At 47.6% G+C, this 14641-nt stretch carries 18 protein-coding genes; 2 read left to right on the plus strand and 16 right to left on the minus strand.

The genetic code is table 11. From position 1 onward, the window contains the following. Nucleotides 1-184 precede the first annotated feature (184 nt). The 6 genes from metH to QU597_RS15910 form a co-directional block, all read right to left on the minus strand. Nucleotides 185-3562 (minus strand): methionine synthase, encoded by a 3378-nt coding sequence (gene metH, locus QU597_RS15885; protein ID WP_370656269.1) that lies wholly within the window; start codon nucleotides 3560-3562, stop codon nucleotides 185-187. 177 nt (nucleotides 3563-3739) lie between these two features. After that, nucleotides 3740-4162, minus strand: coding sequence for a FixH family protein (locus QU597_RS15890; RefSeq protein WP_310828904.1), 423 nt, complete (start codon nucleotides 4160-4162; stop codon nucleotides 3740-3742). Nucleotides 4163-4338: 176 nt separating this feature from the next. Next, complete coding sequence (locus QU597_RS15895; protein WP_206100401.1) at nucleotides 4339-5124, minus strand: HAD family hydrolase; 786 nt, start codon at nucleotides 5122-5124, stop codon at nucleotides 4339-4341. 35 nt (nucleotides 5125-5159) lie between these two features. Further along, nucleotides 5160-5687 carry a hypothetical protein gene (locus tag QU597_RS15900; protein WP_310828905.1) on the minus strand — a complete coding sequence of 176 codons (528 nt, stop codon included), beginning with the start codon at nucleotides 5685-5687 and terminating at the stop codon, nucleotides 5160-5162. Nucleotides 5688-5735: 48 nt separating this feature from the next. Continuing rightward, nucleotides 5736-5939 carry a DUF896 domain-containing protein gene (locus tag QU597_RS15905; protein WP_206100403.1) on the minus strand — a complete coding sequence of 68 codons (204 nt, stop codon included), beginning with the start codon at nucleotides 5937-5939 and terminating at the stop codon, nucleotides 5736-5738. 110 nt (nucleotides 5940-6049) lie between these two features. Beyond that, nucleotides 6050-6463: a LysM peptidoglycan-binding domain-containing protein gene (locus tag QU597_RS15910; protein ID WP_310828906.1), complete on the minus strand. Its 414-nt coding sequence runs from the start codon at nucleotides 6461-6463 to the stop codon at nucleotides 6050-6052. Between the two features lie 227 nt (nucleotides 6464-6690). Between QU597_RS15910 and lexA the strand changes: the two genes are divergently transcribed. Further along, on the plus strand, nucleotides 6691-7317 hold the full coding sequence (gene lexA, locus QU597_RS15915) for a transcriptional repressor LexA (protein ID WP_028530732.1): 627 nt from the start codon (nucleotides 6691-6693) through the stop codon (nucleotides 7315-7317). Nucleotides 7318-7500: 183 nt separating this feature from the next. Then, nucleotides 7501-7839 carry a L,D-transpeptidase gene (locus tag QU597_RS15920; RefSeq protein ID WP_310833337.1) on the plus strand — a complete coding sequence of 113 codons (339 nt, stop codon included), beginning with the start codon at nucleotides 7501-7503 and terminating at the stop codon, nucleotides 7837-7839. Between the two features lie 134 nt (nucleotides 7840-7973). Here QU597_RS15920 and QU597_RS15925 read toward each other — a convergent pair whose 3' ends face one another. The 10 genes from QU597_RS15925 to QU597_RS15970 form a co-directional block, all read right to left on the minus strand. Beyond that, a complete protein-coding gene (locus QU597_RS15925; RefSeq protein WP_310828907.1) occupies nucleotides 7974-8123 on the minus strand; it encodes a hypothetical protein in 150 nt (49 codons plus the stop codon). A gap of 144 nt (nucleotides 8124-8267) precedes the next feature. After that, the gene (locus QU597_RS15930) at nucleotides 8268-8489 is read right to left on the minus strand and encodes a hypothetical protein (protein ID WP_236330496.1); all 222 of its coding nucleotides are present in this window, start codon (nucleotides 8487-8489) and stop codon (nucleotides 8268-8270) included. After that, entirely contained in the window at nucleotides 8486-8698 is a 213-nt protein-coding gene (locus tag QU597_RS15935) for a hypothetical protein (protein WP_206105359.1), read from the minus strand. Before QU597_RS15935 ends, QU597_RS15930 begins: the two co-directional genes overlap by 4 nt. Before the next feature lie 78 nt (nucleotides 8699-8776). Then, nucleotides 8777-9001, minus strand: coding sequence for a DUF6199 family natural product biosynthesis protein (locus QU597_RS15940; RefSeq protein WP_310828908.1), 225 nt, complete (start codon nucleotides 8999-9001; stop codon nucleotides 8777-8779). Nucleotides 9002-9321: 320 nt separating this feature from the next. Next, entirely contained in the window at nucleotides 9322-9513 is a 192-nt protein-coding gene (locus tag QU597_RS15945; RefSeq protein WP_054940896.1) for a sporulation protein Cse60, read from the minus strand. Between the two features lie 504 nt (nucleotides 9514-10017). Then, complete coding sequence (locus tag QU597_RS15950) at nucleotides 10018-10587, minus strand: GNAT family N-acetyltransferase (protein WP_310828909.1); 570 nt, start codon at nucleotides 10585-10587, stop codon at nucleotides 10018-10020. 507 nt (nucleotides 10588-11094) lie between these two features. Continuing rightward, nucleotides 11095-12423, minus strand: a complete 1329-nt coding sequence (gene glnA, locus QU597_RS15955; RefSeq protein ID WP_206100409.1) for a type I glutamate--ammonia ligase — start codon at nucleotides 12421-12423, stop codon at nucleotides 11095-11097. A 36-nt stretch (nucleotides 12424-12459) separates the two neighbouring features. After that, nucleotides 12460-12870, minus strand: coding sequence for a MerR family transcriptional regulator (locus QU597_RS15960; RefSeq protein WP_019910684.1), 411 nt, complete (start codon nucleotides 12868-12870; stop codon nucleotides 12460-12462). 268 nt (nucleotides 12871-13138) lie between these two features. After that, nucleotides 13139-13291 carry a hypothetical protein gene (locus QU597_RS15965; RefSeq protein ID WP_310828913.1) on the minus strand — a complete coding sequence of 51 codons (153 nt, stop codon included), beginning with the start codon at nucleotides 13289-13291 and terminating at the stop codon, nucleotides 13139-13141. A gap of 61 nt (nucleotides 13292-13352) precedes the next feature. After that, nucleotides 13353-14606, minus strand: a complete 1254-nt coding sequence (locus QU597_RS15970; RefSeq protein WP_310828914.1) for a methionine gamma-lyase family protein — start codon at nucleotides 14604-14606, stop codon at nucleotides 13353-13355. Between the last annotated feature and the right edge of the window lie 35 nt (nucleotides 14607-14641).

Here is a 14641-nt window from a genome sequence, read left to right on the forward strand (position 1 = left end):
AACAAGCGGCCTTTGCCGCTGCATCTCTGAAATGAATTTTACCCTTTTTGGAAGAGGAAATCATCTTTACCTTCATCCTTCCCCAAAATGGCTTAATACTCCAGCAAAAAACCTCCCGGTTACGGGAGGTCCGCTGCGAAGGGGGTCTCTCCCCCTCCGATCAGTTGTGTATCATCAAAAGAGACTATAGCTTCTCCACATTAAAATACTGTGCTTCCGGATGGGCAAAGACCATTGCCGAGACAGAAGCCTCCGGCTCCATCATAAAGCCATCAGTCAGATGAACGCCGATATCCTCCGGGGAGAGGAGCTTAAACAGCGGCCCCTGATCCTCAAGATCCGGACAAGCCGGATAACCGAAGGATACGCGGATCCCCTGATAGCGTGCACCATGTCTCTGCTTCATGGTCATATCGGCAGGATCAGGGAAGCCCCAGGTATCCCGCATCATATGATGGACCCGCTCGGCCAGGCCTTCGGCAACCTCCAGCGCCACGGCCTGCAGGGCGTGGGAGCGGAGATAGTCGCCTTTATCCTTCAGTTCTGTCGACATTTCACGGACCCCATGGCCCGCTGTCACGACCAGGAACCCGACGTAGTCCATAATGCCGCTATCCACGGACTTCAGGAAATCGGCGAGGCAAAGGTAAGGCTCAACATTCTGCCGCGGGAATGTAAAGGTATGCAGAATATTGGCGGTGTTCTGCGGATCGTAGATTAGAATATCATTGCCCCGGGACTGTGCCGGGAAGAACTGGTACATCGCATGAGGCGTAATCGTACCTTCAAGGATTGCCTGATGCAGAATATCGTCCACCGTTTCCTTGAGCTCTACCGTACGCGGATCCCCGGCGGCAAGCTGGGCTTCCACGGAACCGCGCAGACCCAGGTGATGGCCTAGCAGCATCTGCATATTTACATAGGGCACAATATGGCCCAGCGGATAGCTGCGCAGTACATGGCGTTCCAGATCCGGCGGGGTGAACACAGGCGCGTCTGCTGAGATCTTCGAACGGACAGCCCGGGTCAGCACCGGAAGCTCCTGCTGTGGAGCCACAGCCACAGCCGCCTCCGCTTCCTGGCGCACTTCTTCCTCGAGCTTGACCCGTTCATCCGGATTCATCAGCCGGTTAGCGATATCCAATCCATCCATGGCATCCTTGGCGTACAGGACAAGGCCATCATACTCCGGGCGGATGCGTGTCTTGGTGAATTTACGTGTCAGCGCCGCACCGCCTACCATAATTGGCACATCTATTCCTGCAGAACGCAGATCCTGAGCGGTGGTGACCATCTGCTGCGCCGATTTGACTAAGAGGCCCGAGAGCCCAATCGCATCGGCCTTTTCCCGCCGGAATGCTTCAATGATATTCTCCGGTGGTACCTTTATACCCAGATTGATGATCTCATAACCGTTGTTGGACAGGATAATCTCCACCAGGTTTTTGCCGATATCATGCACATCCCCTTTGACGGTGGCCAGCATAATCTTCCCCTTCACAGAGGTCTCATCCTTCTGCATAAATTGCTCCAGATGTCCGACAGAAGCCTTCATCACTTCAGCGCTTTGCAGTACCTCGGCAACGATCAATTCATTGTTATTAAACAATCTTCCAACCTCGGACATTCCGGCCATTAGCGGACCATTGATGATATCCAGCGGGCCGTTTTTCGTCAAGGCTTCATTCAAATCAGGAATCAAACCTTCCTTGGTGCCTTCAACAACGTAAGAGGCGAGCCGTTCCTCCAGCGAAAGATTGGATATCTTCTCTTTCTTCTCCACTTTCTTCTCACGAAAAGCAGCAACGAACGCCGCCAGCGTCTCGTCATTGGTGTTGTAGATCAATTCCTCGGCCAGATGGCGCTCTTCTTCCGGAATGGAGGCATACCGTTCAACCTTCTCCGTATTTACAATCGCATAATCCAGTCCGGCCTTGGTGCATTCATACAGAAAGACTGAGTTCAGGACCTCGCGTCCAGCTTCCGGAAGCCCGAACGAAACGTTACTGATCCCCAGAATCGTATGCACTGCAGGTAAAGCTTCCTTGATCAGGCGGATGCCATCAATCGTTTCTTTGGCGGAGCCGATATACTGCTCATCTCCGGTACCCACAGGAAACACTAGCGTATCAAAGATCAGATCCTCTGCAGCCAGTCCGTACTTGTTCACCAGCAGATCATAGGAGCGTTTGGCAACCTCCAGCTTGTCTGACGCTTTGATCGCCTGTCCGGTTTCATCAATCGTCCCAACGACAATTGCCGCCCCGTATTTATGGATCAGCGGAGTTACCAGCTCGAACTTTTCTTCACCATCTTCAAGGTTAATGGAGTTAATAATCGCCTTTCCCTGGCAATATTGCAGCGCAAGATCGATCACCTTGGGATCGGTGGTATCGATCATCAGCGGAACCTTTACCTTTTTGACTACCAGTTCCAGAAATTGCTTAATGTCTTCGCTCTCATCGCGGTCCGGGTCCTGCACACAGACATCGATCACCTGCGCACCGCTCTTAACCTGAGCACGGGCTATTTCCGAAGCTTCCTCATATTTGCCTTCCACGATCAGACGTTTGAATTTCCGCGAGCCCAGCACGTTCGTGCGTTCACCGACCATGTAAGGACGATTGTCACTCTCTACATACACAGGCTCAATCCCTGACAATGCCGGAGGGTGAGATCCATCCAGCTTGCGGGGTTCGAAGGTTGTTAGCAGTTCGGCCATTGCCCGGATATGATCCGGAGTTGTTCCGCAGCAGCCCCCGGCGATATTCAGCCAGCCCTTTTCAGCAAAGCCTGCCAGCTTACGGGCCAGTGAATCCGGAGATTCATGATAGTTCCCGTTCTCATCCGGCAATCCGGCATTCGGATAACAGCTCACAGCCGCCGAAGAAATCGCTGACAGTGAGCGGATATGATCGCGCATGAACTCCGGTCCTGTCGCACAGTTAAGTCCGATGGAGATCGGCTTCAGGTGCTCAAGCGAGATGTAAAAGGCTTCAATATTCTGACCCGCCAGGGTTGTTCCCATCGGTTCAATCGTTCCCGAGATCATAACAGGCAGTGTAATTCCCGTCTGCTCAAAAGCATTTTTGATCCCGATACTGCCTGCCTTCACATTTAATGTATCCTGGGAAGTCTCCAGCAGCAGAGCATCCACTTTCCCGTCAATAAGTGCAACAGCCTGCTCCTGATAGCTGCTAACCAGCTCTTGAAAAGTCACACCTCCGGTCACGGAGAGCGTCTTCGTGGTTGGCCCCATTGCGCCGATCACATAACGGGGATGTTCAGGCGTATCGTATTTGTCTACGGCGTTCCGGGCAAGTCTTGCTGCCTCCAGATTAATCTCCCGTGCCCGCTGAGGAATATCATATTCAGCAAGCACCACAGAAGTCGCCCCAAATGTGTTTGTCTCGATTAGATCCGCGCCGGCTTCAAGATATTTCTCATGAATATCCTGAATCACCTCAGGACGGGTAAGCACCAGCATTTCATTACAGCCATCCAAGTCTTCTCCGCCAAAATCCTCACCGGTAAGGGGCACTTGTTGAATCATTGTACCCATTGCTCCATCTAAAATCAGTATGCGCTGCTGCAAGCTTTCAGCAAGTGTATATTTAGCCACTTCATATCCCCCCAGAAAAACGTTAGAGTAAGTTTAGCAGAATAAAGCAAAATCGGAAAGCCTTCCTTTCCACTCTGCATAATTGTTATTATTTGTAGGCTATCCTCTTGAACATTATCAAGGTAATACAGTGAGTTCTTTTCTCGGCATGGAATGCTGTGTGCGGGCCGTTACATGCGATGTAACGCTATATTCGCCCTCTTGAGCAAAGCTGCCTTCAGCCTCATATGTACCGCTCCCGGAGGATGTTCCTTTCAGCTCCAGCTTTATAGATCCATCGTTTGTGTTCACGATTTCAAAGAGCACTTCTTTGGCATCATCTACCGCTTCACCCGCCTGCGTCACCACCGCTTTAAAGCTCACCGGCTCATTTACCTTGCCTTGCTCCGGACTCCAGCTCAGCTCGACCTTAATGGGCTCCATAGAGACATTGTCTGCAGCGTGCATATGGTTATGCTCTGCACTGTTTTCGGAACATCCTCCTAGTGTTGACATCATAACAATAAATAATATTGCAATGAACTGCTTAGGTTTGATCATCGGGCATCCTCCAGTCGGATAGTCGGGTTCCTTATGAAGCTTACAGCGCGAGTAATCCATTCTTTCTCTATTATACACATAATATTCACTTTTTCAGAGAATGACTACCTCTTCACACATATTCATAGCATACAAAAAACCGGCTCCCTATCGGGAGACCGGTTCTGAAAGAATTGTTATAGCGATTGTACCAGCGGAAGAAGCTCGGAGAGATGCCCGATCTGATAGTCCGGCCGAATCTCCGGATTAGCTTTTTTACCCGTCCGGTTAATCCAGACCGTGGTAAGACCTGCAGTCAGACCGCCTAGAATATCCGTCGTAAGCTTATCACCGACCATAACTCCTTGTTCCGGAGCAATGTCCAGCAGATCAAGCGCATGTACGAAAATATCCTTGTCCGGCTTACCTTTACCAAAGCTCCCTGAGATGACCACATGATCAAAATAAGGGATAAGCTCCGGAACACCGTCCAGTTTCTCCTGCTGAAGAGCAGGACACCCGTTTGTGAGCAGTAACAGCTTCACCTTACCGCGGAGCTCATCCAACACTTGCAGCGTTTCTTCATACATATAAGGCCGCTTCCGGCGTTCCTCGGCAAATTTGGCGGCTAGTTGTTCAGCCAGTGCTTCATCATTGACTCCAACGGAAGCCAGGCCGCGGCGCCAGGATTCTTTGCGGTATGCCGGAGCAAGCTGCTCCAGTTGCCGGAATTCCGGCTGCTCCCCGGCTGTAAAATTCGCCCATAGCGCTTCGAAAGGATTGATTCCGATCATCTTCGTAAATGGAAACGTCTCATAAGTCTCGTAAAGGCTTCTGGCTTCCCTGCGGACAGCTGCTTCCAGCTCTAAAGGGTCAACATCGTTTCCTGCTGCTTCGCAGGCCGCGCGAAAAGCTTCTTCAACGCTCCGTTCATCCCAGAGCAGTGTATCGTCAAGGTCAAATAGTACGGCGGTAATCGGCATAATAACGCTCCCTCTCCCTATGCTGGTCTATCTTGCTACTCGTACACTACTTCAATATTATTAGCTTTTGCGAACTCTGTAAGGCGTTCACCCATTGCCGCCGTGTCATAACGGTTCAGGAATCTGGAGAACACCCATTGCTTGCGCTTGCCTTTATATTTAAGGGAAACCATACTGCGGGACACAATAATCTTCTCAATCTCTGATGCCTGCAGCCAGCGTTCACGATTATATTTAATAGTAGAAACCCTGGCACGTTCAACCTTCAGGTATGGACGGCGGAAGAACAGAAGTGCAGCCAGTAAAAAGTAAAGAACAACACCCAGCCAGTTGGCGAGAACACCGCTGCCTCTAGCATCATCAACAGAACCGACTACCCAAAACATGATGCCGAGGAGCAGCAGAACTATTGGAAATACGATATTGCGGCCTTTAAAGATATCGCTCTCTTTGGCAGCTGACGCTGATTTTGAAGCATAGATGGTTTCTTTACCTTGCTTCTTCCGTTGCTTATTGACTTGCTGTGTGTTGCGTTGAACCATTCTTTCCCAAGAACGGGCCATGTGAGTTCCCCCTAGTCGTCCTAAAATATCTATGACAAAGGCACCGGACTAATGTTTAAGCCCCTTGTTGCCTTGATCATCGTTATCCACGATTTCAATCGTATCAAGCTGTGCACGGAAGTTGCTGCGGATGTTGCCCAGATAGATCTCGCGGAGCTTAGCGCGTTCTGCTAATTCCTCTTCATTCAGGCCGCTGCTTTTCTGTTTGCGAGCCAATTCATTGATGCGTGCGACCAATTCGTCTATATTCAATGCTTTCCCCTCCCCTATAAATTCATTCTAACTTTGCCATGAGAAAAAGAGCTTGTCAAGGTCTCCTCCCTGAAAGCTCTTCATGTTATTCTATCGTGTTGAAATTACAGTTAATATACAGGCAAGGTCAGCACATCTCCGGCCTGGATGTCACTGCTCTTCAGTCCACTTGTTTCTTTAATTCCTTCTATATATACGACAGTCCTCATGTTATCCGGTTTATGTTCACGTGCAATGCTCCAAAGCGTGTCACCGCGTTCAACAACTACCCGCTTACCTTCTGTCATAGAGGACACCGATCCGGCAAAAACATTTCCTACAACTGTAAAACCTGAAACTACGAGCATAAACACTAAGGCTAGCTTTATAAAGTTATCTTTCACAAATACCTTCATCAGCATACTGAATAAGGACGCTGCAGAATCCTTTAGACTTGAAACATAAGTTGAAGCAGAATCATCTCCGGCAGACTGAACCTCACGGGCTTCATCGTAGATGCTGCGGTATGTACTGTATTTTAACATTATCATCGACCTCCAAACACTTGTTCTTAATTTCAAAAATAATATAACACGAACAAGTGTTTTGATCAATAGTTTTTTCGAACAATTGTTCCCCTAAATTTATTAGCCAGCTTTAGGGTCATTTTCACCTGTTACTATGCCTTTTTGAAAATTTTAGAACTTATGTTTGTACGAACGGAAGTTCTATGTTATAATTTTCCCAAACATACTATATGGGGTTGATTCCAATGTCAAAGATTTCGAGTCGTCAGCTGGCGATCCTGGAATTTATACGTAACGAAGTCCGCAGCAAGGGTTATCCTCCGTCTGTCCGGGAAATTGGGGAAGCTGTCGGTCTTGCATCCAGCTCCACAGTACATGGTCATTTGGATCGTCTTGAGAAGAAGGGCCTTATCCGTCGTGACCCTACGAAGCCGCGTGCGATAGAACTGCTTGGACAGGAAGATTCTGAGAATGTACATCAATTTGTACAAACAGTAACCCGTATTCCTGTTGTAGGTAAAGTCACCGCCGGGGTGCCTATTACAGCTACAGAGAATATTGAAGACTATTTTCCACTACCTAGCCATTATGTAGGAGACAACAAAGTTTTCATGCTCTCTGTACTCGGAGACAGCATGGTGGATGCGGGAATTATGAACGGCGACTATGTTATTGTCCGCCAGCAGCAGACAGCAGATAATGGAGATATCGTCGTTGCGATGACTGAAGAAGATGAAGCTACTGTTAAGACATTCTACAAAGAACGAGACCATATCCGCCTGCAGCCGGAGAATCCGGCTTATGAACCGCTCCGCTTGAACCGTGTTACCATTTTAGGCAGAGTCATTGGACTTTTCCGTGATATCCACTAGAATTACCCCTCCCAAAAGCTGTTTCGCCTTCCAGGTGGAACAGCTTTTTTCCATTTTATTATGCCCCTCGATCCTCTAAGAACCCTTGTTCCCTATAAGGAAATTCGTCACCACTAATCTCTTATAACGGGAACCCCCGCAGCATTCCACACATATCCTGGTAGCAAAGGAGTGCTGATGACTTTGCCCAATTACCGGATAATTGTTGATCTGTCGCAGCGCATGCTGTATTTACTGGATAACGACATTGTGACCCGTGGTTTTCCCGTTGGAATCGGCACCATGCTGACAGTTTCACCTACAGGCGAGTATACCATCATTAACAAGCAGCCCAATCCCGGCGGGCCTTTTGGCGCCTTTTGGATGGGGCTGTCTAAACCGCATTACGGCATTCACGGAACGAATGACCCTGCTTCGATCGGTCATAGGGTCTCCCACGGTTGCATACGGATGTATAATACTGATGTTCTCGCTTTATCTCGTATAGTCCCCATTGGCACGCGTGTAACGATTAGGGAGTAAAGCTATTCATAATTCGCACGTTAGTCCATGTCAAAAGAACACCTCTACCCGCGCTTGTACGGGAAGAGGTGTTCTTCATTTATTCATATGATGTGCAAACAGATTATTAGGGCTATCCCCAACAAGAGCTCCGGCTACAGCACACTGCGCAAGAGTCTGATCGCGATTCGGTTTAGGCGCAATGCTTCCCGGATCGATACACGAGCTGCCAGCAATTCGCGTCTGGCCCGGCTTGGATTGGGTACTCTGCGCAGATTCTCATTAATCTCTTCAAGTCTTTCCAATAAAATGGACCTTTGCGCCAACAATGCTCGAATCGCTCTTCGGATTCTTAACCGTTCTGTTTCTGTCATAATTCCACCTCTTTTACGTTTGATAGTATAAGAGATGCAATTCTGGCTTCATCGGTTTGTGTGAACTGGCATTTGTTATTTTTTGGGCAGACGCACCCGGAATTCATACTCCGTACGTTTATAGGCCATTCCCGCCAGCATGATATAATCTGGTGTCCATTTTTGCAGAGGTCCTGCGTAATCAGCGATAACATGCGGCTTTCCGTCTAGCATCTGTACTACGTATATATTCGCCTCAGCGAGCGCAGCAGTGAAAAGGTCCGCATCGCTTACCAGCACCTTATAAGTCGCATTCAATACGGTCCCTCCTTATTGGCTGATTCATATTTAGCGCGGATTTCAAGGTTTTTGGAATAATTGTACAGGTCAAGGGCCGTTATCCCTCTGCGTGCAAGCTTAACAAACAACACAAAAGCGTAGATACACGCCACAGCAGATACCAGCCAGATCAACACGGCAAACACTCCGAATCCACTCAGAAAATAAGCCCCTGGGGTTACACTCATCGTTCATCTACTCCTTCGGCAAGCCATACAATGGCCTGTAAATGATATTTATATCTATCTGACATAGCCATGGTTCGTCTAACGGCCATGATAGAAAGGAAATAACAATAGTGCAAGGCCAATAACTGCAAAAATCCCTGTGCCGATAGCAGAAAAGATAAAATATGCTTGTGGCGGCTCTTTGAAAGCTTTCCAGCCTTGGGTAATCTGCCAAAAATAGCGCGGTTTAATCGTAGCAAATAACGCCGTTCCCGTCCAAAGTACAAGAAACGCGGTCATAAACCAGGCAATTCCTGCAGGCATCCTTACCACTCCCATTCTAAATTACAGGCTATTGTCCCTACCGTTTATTCACATGATGTGAAGCTTATTTCTCAGCCATTCCAATATAATCCAAATGTGAATGGCTGTAAATGAGAAATCAACTAACCCATGTATACGAAAAGGCATTACCATGAGCTTCTCCCGTTAAAGGAACCCCTCTGATAATGCCTTATTTTATCCGTTCCGGAATTTACTCCGCAAACTATAAACCGCATTCAACTATAGCATAGAAAAGAATCAAAACCACGATGGTCAAGGATGAGGCGAACGACAACCACGTAAAAAAATGTTTCCAGTAGTTATTTTTCATCTGACTTGTATACCACCAATATTGTGCTCCGCTGGTGCTCTGCACCGTCACGCGAAGATTTGACTACTGAGCCATAACAGATGTTAACTACCTGCTCTTCACGTAACCCCTTGAGGAATTCATTCGCCTTGTTCTCCGCATAAAAATTATCGCCGTCCACAAATTCTTTTACCTGTATCATAATATCCTCCTTTAATTGCATTCATTTAACTGCATCAAGCTCATATGGGAATCCCTATATTTAAAAGCGACGAAATGCACATGGCTCATCACCCCTTGGCTAACATTTAATGTAAAATCCATCCAAACGAACAGCAAGGCACTCCGCAGCTATCTGCGAAATGCCTTACTATCAGCCTAGCTTACCATTCCATCTGACATTAATCAAACTTTATTTACTCAATTTTTCCAATTTAAGTGACAGAAAAAAGTAGAATCGTGTTGCTAAAGCATACATCCATTTTTAGGAATCTTTATAAACTGCAACAATTCTATCTTAAGTTGGAAATAATGCATAATAGATTATAATATAATAAAAATTATCAGGAGGATTTCTCTATGCCCAGTTATTATTTTAAAGAAATATGGACTCCTCTAAAGTTGGTTGGGATCAAGTTTTTTCGGGACGACGAGCTAAGGCTTTGGGTTAAATTATGGTCAAGAAAGCGTACGCTGCTTCGTTAAGTTAATATTTGGTCTCATCGCTATCCAGCCGTGAGAACACCTCTAAATCCACTACGCCATGTCCTTTCCAGACCTGACCTTGCCGGATCGTGCCTTCTTGTCTAAAATAATTCCTCAGCAGCACCTTCTGGGATTTGATATTCTCCGGCATTACAAAGGCTTGAATACGATTGATCCCTAACTCCTTGAACAAATATTCCGTTATCGCCTGAACTGCTTCTGTGGCAATCCCCTGACCCCAAAATTTATCGTCAAGCCTGTAACCTATGGTGATCATATTTACGTCCTGCACATAATCAAATATTTCTGCCACGCCAACAATACGTTCAGGCTCTTTGTTCAAGCAGATTCCCAGGAAAATCGTCTTCTTCTTAAGAAAATCTCTTTCAAAATGTCCTATCATATTGGCCACTGTCTCTTTGTTTTTCTTCAGCATTACTGGTGAATGCACAAACAGCTTTTCATTGCTATAGATGTCAAACAGCTCGTCGAGATCAGAATCAGTTATTTTTCTTAATGTAATTGCTGCAGATTCAATTCGTGGAAATTGTTCAAATGGGCTTTTACTCATTTATCCCGCGCCTCTCCGTTTAAAGTCTCATCAAAGTCTAAGTGCAGTAAATTTACCATAAATCTCTATAATTTTCTATGTATTGTAACTAATCGCCAAAAAAAGAATGAGGTACCTCTTAGGCAGCAAAAACAAAAGGTCCTGCACCAATAGCCATATAATCTTTTCTGGGACACCTCTTTTTTTGAGTAGGATCGGCTTGTGCACTTAGGTGGACGCTGCGCAAACGGGCCGTTGTTCCAATCGCTTTGGTCTCCAGATTTTTCTCATTCCCCTTAGCGGTGAAAATCCGGTGACCAAGGCGGCCGCTACCGCTTTTCCACAATCAGTCCGTCCTCTCCGCTGTTTAAGCGGGATATGAAATTCCACTTTATATGAAATCCATCCTCGAATAGTCCTCACAATTTTGCGGGCAATTTGTGGGCACCGTCATATTAAGGGCTCATAGCACCCCCTACGCCCACACAAAAAACCCCCGACGCCAGAGGCGCCAGGGGTTGCTTGCAACTAGTAAAGAGTCATGTACTGAGCTCTTTCCCACTCGTGAACCTGGGTACGATAGATGTCCCATTCGATTTCCTTCAGTTCATAGAAGTGAGCCAAAGCATGTTCACCAAGGGCTTCAGTGATGACATGGCTGCGGATCATTTCATTTAGTGCTTCTTTCAGATCGGACGGCAAGCTTGGAATGCCTTCTTCAATCCGCTCTTCCTCAGACATCACATAGATGTTCCGGTCGATTGGAGCCGGAAGATCAAGCTGGCGCTTGATTCCGTCAAGACCTGCCTTCAACATTACAGCAAGTGCAAGATACGGGTTAGCTGCAGGGTCCGGATTGCGGACTTCAATGCGTGTACTGAGTCCTCTGGAAGCCGGAATACGAATCATCGGGCTGCGGTTGCTCGCAGACCAGGCTACGTAACAAGGGGCTTCATAACCGGGAACCAGACGTTTGTAAGAGTTCACTGTCGGATTCGTGATGGCGGCAAAAGCACGTGCGTGCTTCAGGATACCAGCCATGTAATACCGTGCAGTTTTGCTCAGGCCGAGCGTATCACTTTCATCATAGAATACATTCTCATTGCCTTTGAACAAGGATTGGTGGGCATGCATCCCGGATCCGTTCATACCAAATAGAGGCTTAGGCATAAAAGTAGCATGCAGGCCGTGCTGACGGGCAACCGTCTTCACAACGAGCTTGAAGGTTTGAATTTGGTCAGCGGCTTTGATCGCATCCGCATATTTGAAGTCAATTTCATGCTGGCCGGAAGCCACTTCGTGGTGAGAAGCTTCAATTTCGAAGCCCATTTCTTCAAGAGTCAATACGATTTCGCGGCGGCAGTTCTCCCCAAGATCCATCGGCGCCAAATCGAAATATCCACCCTGGTCATTCAATTCTGTAGTAGGATTACCCTTCTCATCGGTTCTGAACAGGAAAAATTCCGGCTCTGGTCCAACGTTCATGGCAGTGTAGCCCATTTCTTCTGCTTCCTCAAGACAGCGTTTGAGAATGCCGCGCGGATCGCCGGCAAACGGTGTTCCATCAGGCATGTACACATCACAAATCAGACGTGCTACCCGGCTGTCCGTCACCCAAGGGAAAATCACCCATGTGCTGAGGTCCGGATAGAGATACATGTCAGATTCCTCAATACGCACATAACCTTCAATGGACGATCCATCGAACATCATTTTATTGTCGAGCGCTTTTTCAAGCTGGCTTACAGGAATCTCAACGTTTTTGATCGTTCCGAGCAGGTCGGTGAATTGCAGGCGAATAAAACGGACGTTTTCTTCCTTGGCGATGCGGATAATATCCTCTTTAGAAAAGCTCACTTTACCCTCTCCCTTTCAACTCTCTTTGGTTGTTGTTTATTTATTAAAAAACCGGGATAGCTCGCCTTGAATAAGAGATACTTGTCCCGGTCTTTTACCCGAAACCAGTTCCTGCTTAAGCAAACGGTGAAGCTGTGAATCAGACAACTCTCTACGGCGAACCTCTGTGTCAGGGGTAATTACCGTAGCTTCTTCGGATTCCTTCGAGACAGGGTTCATTACCTGCTTAATGCCGGCAATATTAACGCCTTTCTCAATTAATGCTTTGATTTCCAATAGGCGCTCTACATCATTAAATGAGAACAAACGCTGGTTGCCGGAAGTGCGTGCGGGCACGATCAGGCTGTGTTGCTCATAATAACGAATTTGTCTAGCAGATAAATCGGTTAGCTTCATTACGATTCCTATAGGAAATAATGCCATATTTCTGCGGATTTCATCACCCATGACTCATCCAACCTTCCAATGATCTTTTTCTCATCTCATTGTACATTTCTTAATTTGGCGTGTCAATGGTATGTTAGTTTTCTTTACAACATTAGTAGATTACTGCGAAACAGAAGGTGAACTGGGTGTTAGCTACAAAGGATGAAGACTATCGCAGTATATCACATCGAACAATCCAGAAGCAAAAAAGCAGGCAGAAGTACAGAATAAGCGTACAGCCTGGTTGAACAAAAAATAACCCCGCTTCAATAAGCAGGGTTATTAAGTATTATCTTCCGCCTGTAAAAGGATTAACCTCATTCGTAAGGTCTCTTCCGGCTTTTTTCTCCTCAGCGGAAATCCGCTTGCCCAGAGCAGCATAATACCAAGCCATAGGGAGAACAGTTAGCAGCAAAATGCCAATACTTATAAGTGCTGTCATAATTATCAGCTCCATTCTTACTGATAATATAACATATATTCCCATAAAACAAAATGACCTGCTATAAGAGTTTGCGCTCCCGCATACATTGCAATGCCATCAACACGCCGAATTTCACATGAGAGTAGGTTAATCCGCCCTGCATATAGCCGATATACGGCGCCCGGATGGGTGCATCCGCAGATAACTCCAAACTTCCGCCCTGGATGAACGTTCCTGCCGCCATAATGACAGGATGCTCGTAGCCCGGCATATCCCATGCTTCCGGAACGACATGGCTATCCACGGCCGCTGCACGCTGAATGCCTTGTACGAAGGCTATAAGATGCTCCGGACCGTCAAAAGCGACCGCTTGGATCAGATCCGTACGCGGTTCGTTCCAGGCCGGCTTGGTTGTGAAACCGCAGCGCTCGAATACAGCAGCGGCAAAGACACTGCCCTTCACAGCCTGTCCGACTGTATGCGGCGCCATGAACAGCCCCTGGAAAAGACCGCGGGTCGTGCCGAGCATCGCACCAACTTCACCGCCGATACCCGGTGCGGTAAGCCGGTACGCTGCCAGTTCTACAAGGTCACTGCGCCCGCAAATATAGCCGCCGGTCTCTGCAATCCCGCCGCCGGGGTTTTTGATCAGCGAGCCGGCAACAAGATCCGCTCCGACCTGCGGCGGCTCCAGCACTTCGGTGAATTCACCATAGCAATTATCTACAAAAACAATAAGCTCAGGCTTCAAAGCCTTTACTTTGGTCACCATTTCTCCGATTTCAGCAACTGTAAAGGATGAACGCCAGTCATAACCCCGGGATCTTTGAATCCCGATGACTTTTGTCTGGTCGTTAATGGACAGCGCTACTTCATCCCAGTCAATTTTTCCGTCAGAGGTAAGCGCCGTCTCTTTGTAGCCGATCCCAAAATCGGCTAATGAGCCTGTTCCGTCACCCGGCTTGCCCACTACCTTATGCAGCGTGTCATAGGGGCGTCCGGTGATATACAACAGCTCATCTCCTGGACGCAGCACTCCAAAGAGTGCCGTGGAGATGGTATGTGTCCCGGAAGCGAAATGCGGGCGTACCAGTGCGCTTTCTGCGCCGAAGATATCGGCATACACCAGATCCAGGACCTCCCGGCCCCGGTCATTATAGGCATAGCCGGTAGACCCGGCAAAATGAAAGTCGCTGACCTGCTGGCGCTGGAACGCCTCAATCACCTTCCATTGGTTATGGTCCACAATCTTATCAAGCGCTTTAACGGCCCTTTCAATCTCTAGCTCGGCGGCCTCTGCCGCCTGTAAAATATCCTCTGCAAAAACAGCCATTTCCCCTTATTCTCTCCTAACATTACATTTACTTA

Origin of the sequence: Paenibacillus pedocola (assembly GCF_031599675.1) — a bacterium.
Classification (GTDB): Bacteria; Bacillota; Bacilli; order Paenibacillales; family Paenibacillaceae; genus Paenibacillus_AQ; species Paenibacillus_AQ pedocola.

What these genes read in the sequence shown, in the direction of transcription:
- metH (WP_370656269.1), bottom strand. Translation starts at nt 3,562, where the DNA reads ATGGGTACAATGATTCAACAAGTGCCCCTTACCGGTGAGGATTTTGGC.
- QU597_RS15890 (WP_310828904.1), bottom strand. Translation starts at nt 4,162, where the DNA reads ATGATCAAACCTAAGCAGTTCATTGCAATATTATTTATTGTTATGATG.
- QU597_RS15895 (WP_206100401.1), bottom strand. Translation starts at nt 5,124, where the DNA reads ATGCCGATTACCGCCGTACTATTTGACCTTGACGATACACTGCTCTGG.
- QU597_RS15900 (WP_310828905.1), bottom strand. Translation starts at nt 5,687, where the DNA reads ATGGCCCGTTCTTGGGAAAGAATGGTTCAACGCAACACACAGCAAGTC.
- QU597_RS15910 (WP_310828906.1), bottom strand. Translation starts at nt 6,463, where the DNA reads ATGTTAAAATACAGTACATACCGCAGCATCTACGATGAAGCCCGTGAG.
- lexA (WP_028530732.1), top strand. Translation starts at nt 6,691, where the DNA reads ATGTCAAAGATTTCGAGTCGTCAGCTGGCGATCCTGGAATTTATACGT.
- QU597_RS15935 (WP_206105359.1), bottom strand. Translation starts at nt 8,698, where the DNA reads ATGAGTGTAACCCCAGGGGCTTATTTTCTGAGTGGATTCGGAGTGTTT.
- QU597_RS15940 (WP_310828908.1), bottom strand. Translation starts at nt 9,001, where the DNA reads ATGCCTGCAGGAATTGCCTGGTTTATGACCGCGTTTCTTGTACTTTGG.
- QU597_RS15945 (WP_054940896.1), bottom strand. Translation starts at nt 9,513, where the DNA reads ATGATACAGGTAAAAGAATTTGTGGACGGCGATAATTTTTATGCGGAG.
- QU597_RS15950 (WP_310828909.1), bottom strand. Translation starts at nt 10,587, where the DNA reads ATGAGTAAAAGCCCATTTGAACAATTTCCACGAATTGAATCTGCAGCA.
- QU597_RS15960 (WP_019910684.1), bottom strand. Translation starts at nt 12,870, where the DNA reads ATGGGTGATGAAATCCGCAGAAATATGGCATTATTTCCTATAGGAATC.
- QU597_RS15965 (WP_310828913.1), bottom strand. Translation starts at nt 13,291, where the DNA reads ATGACAGCACTTATAAGTATTGGCATTTTGCTGCTAACTGTTCTCCCT.
- QU597_RS15970 (WP_310828914.1), bottom strand. Translation starts at nt 14,606, where the DNA reads ATGGCTGTTTTTGCAGAGGATATTTTACAGGCGGCAGAGGCCGCCGAG.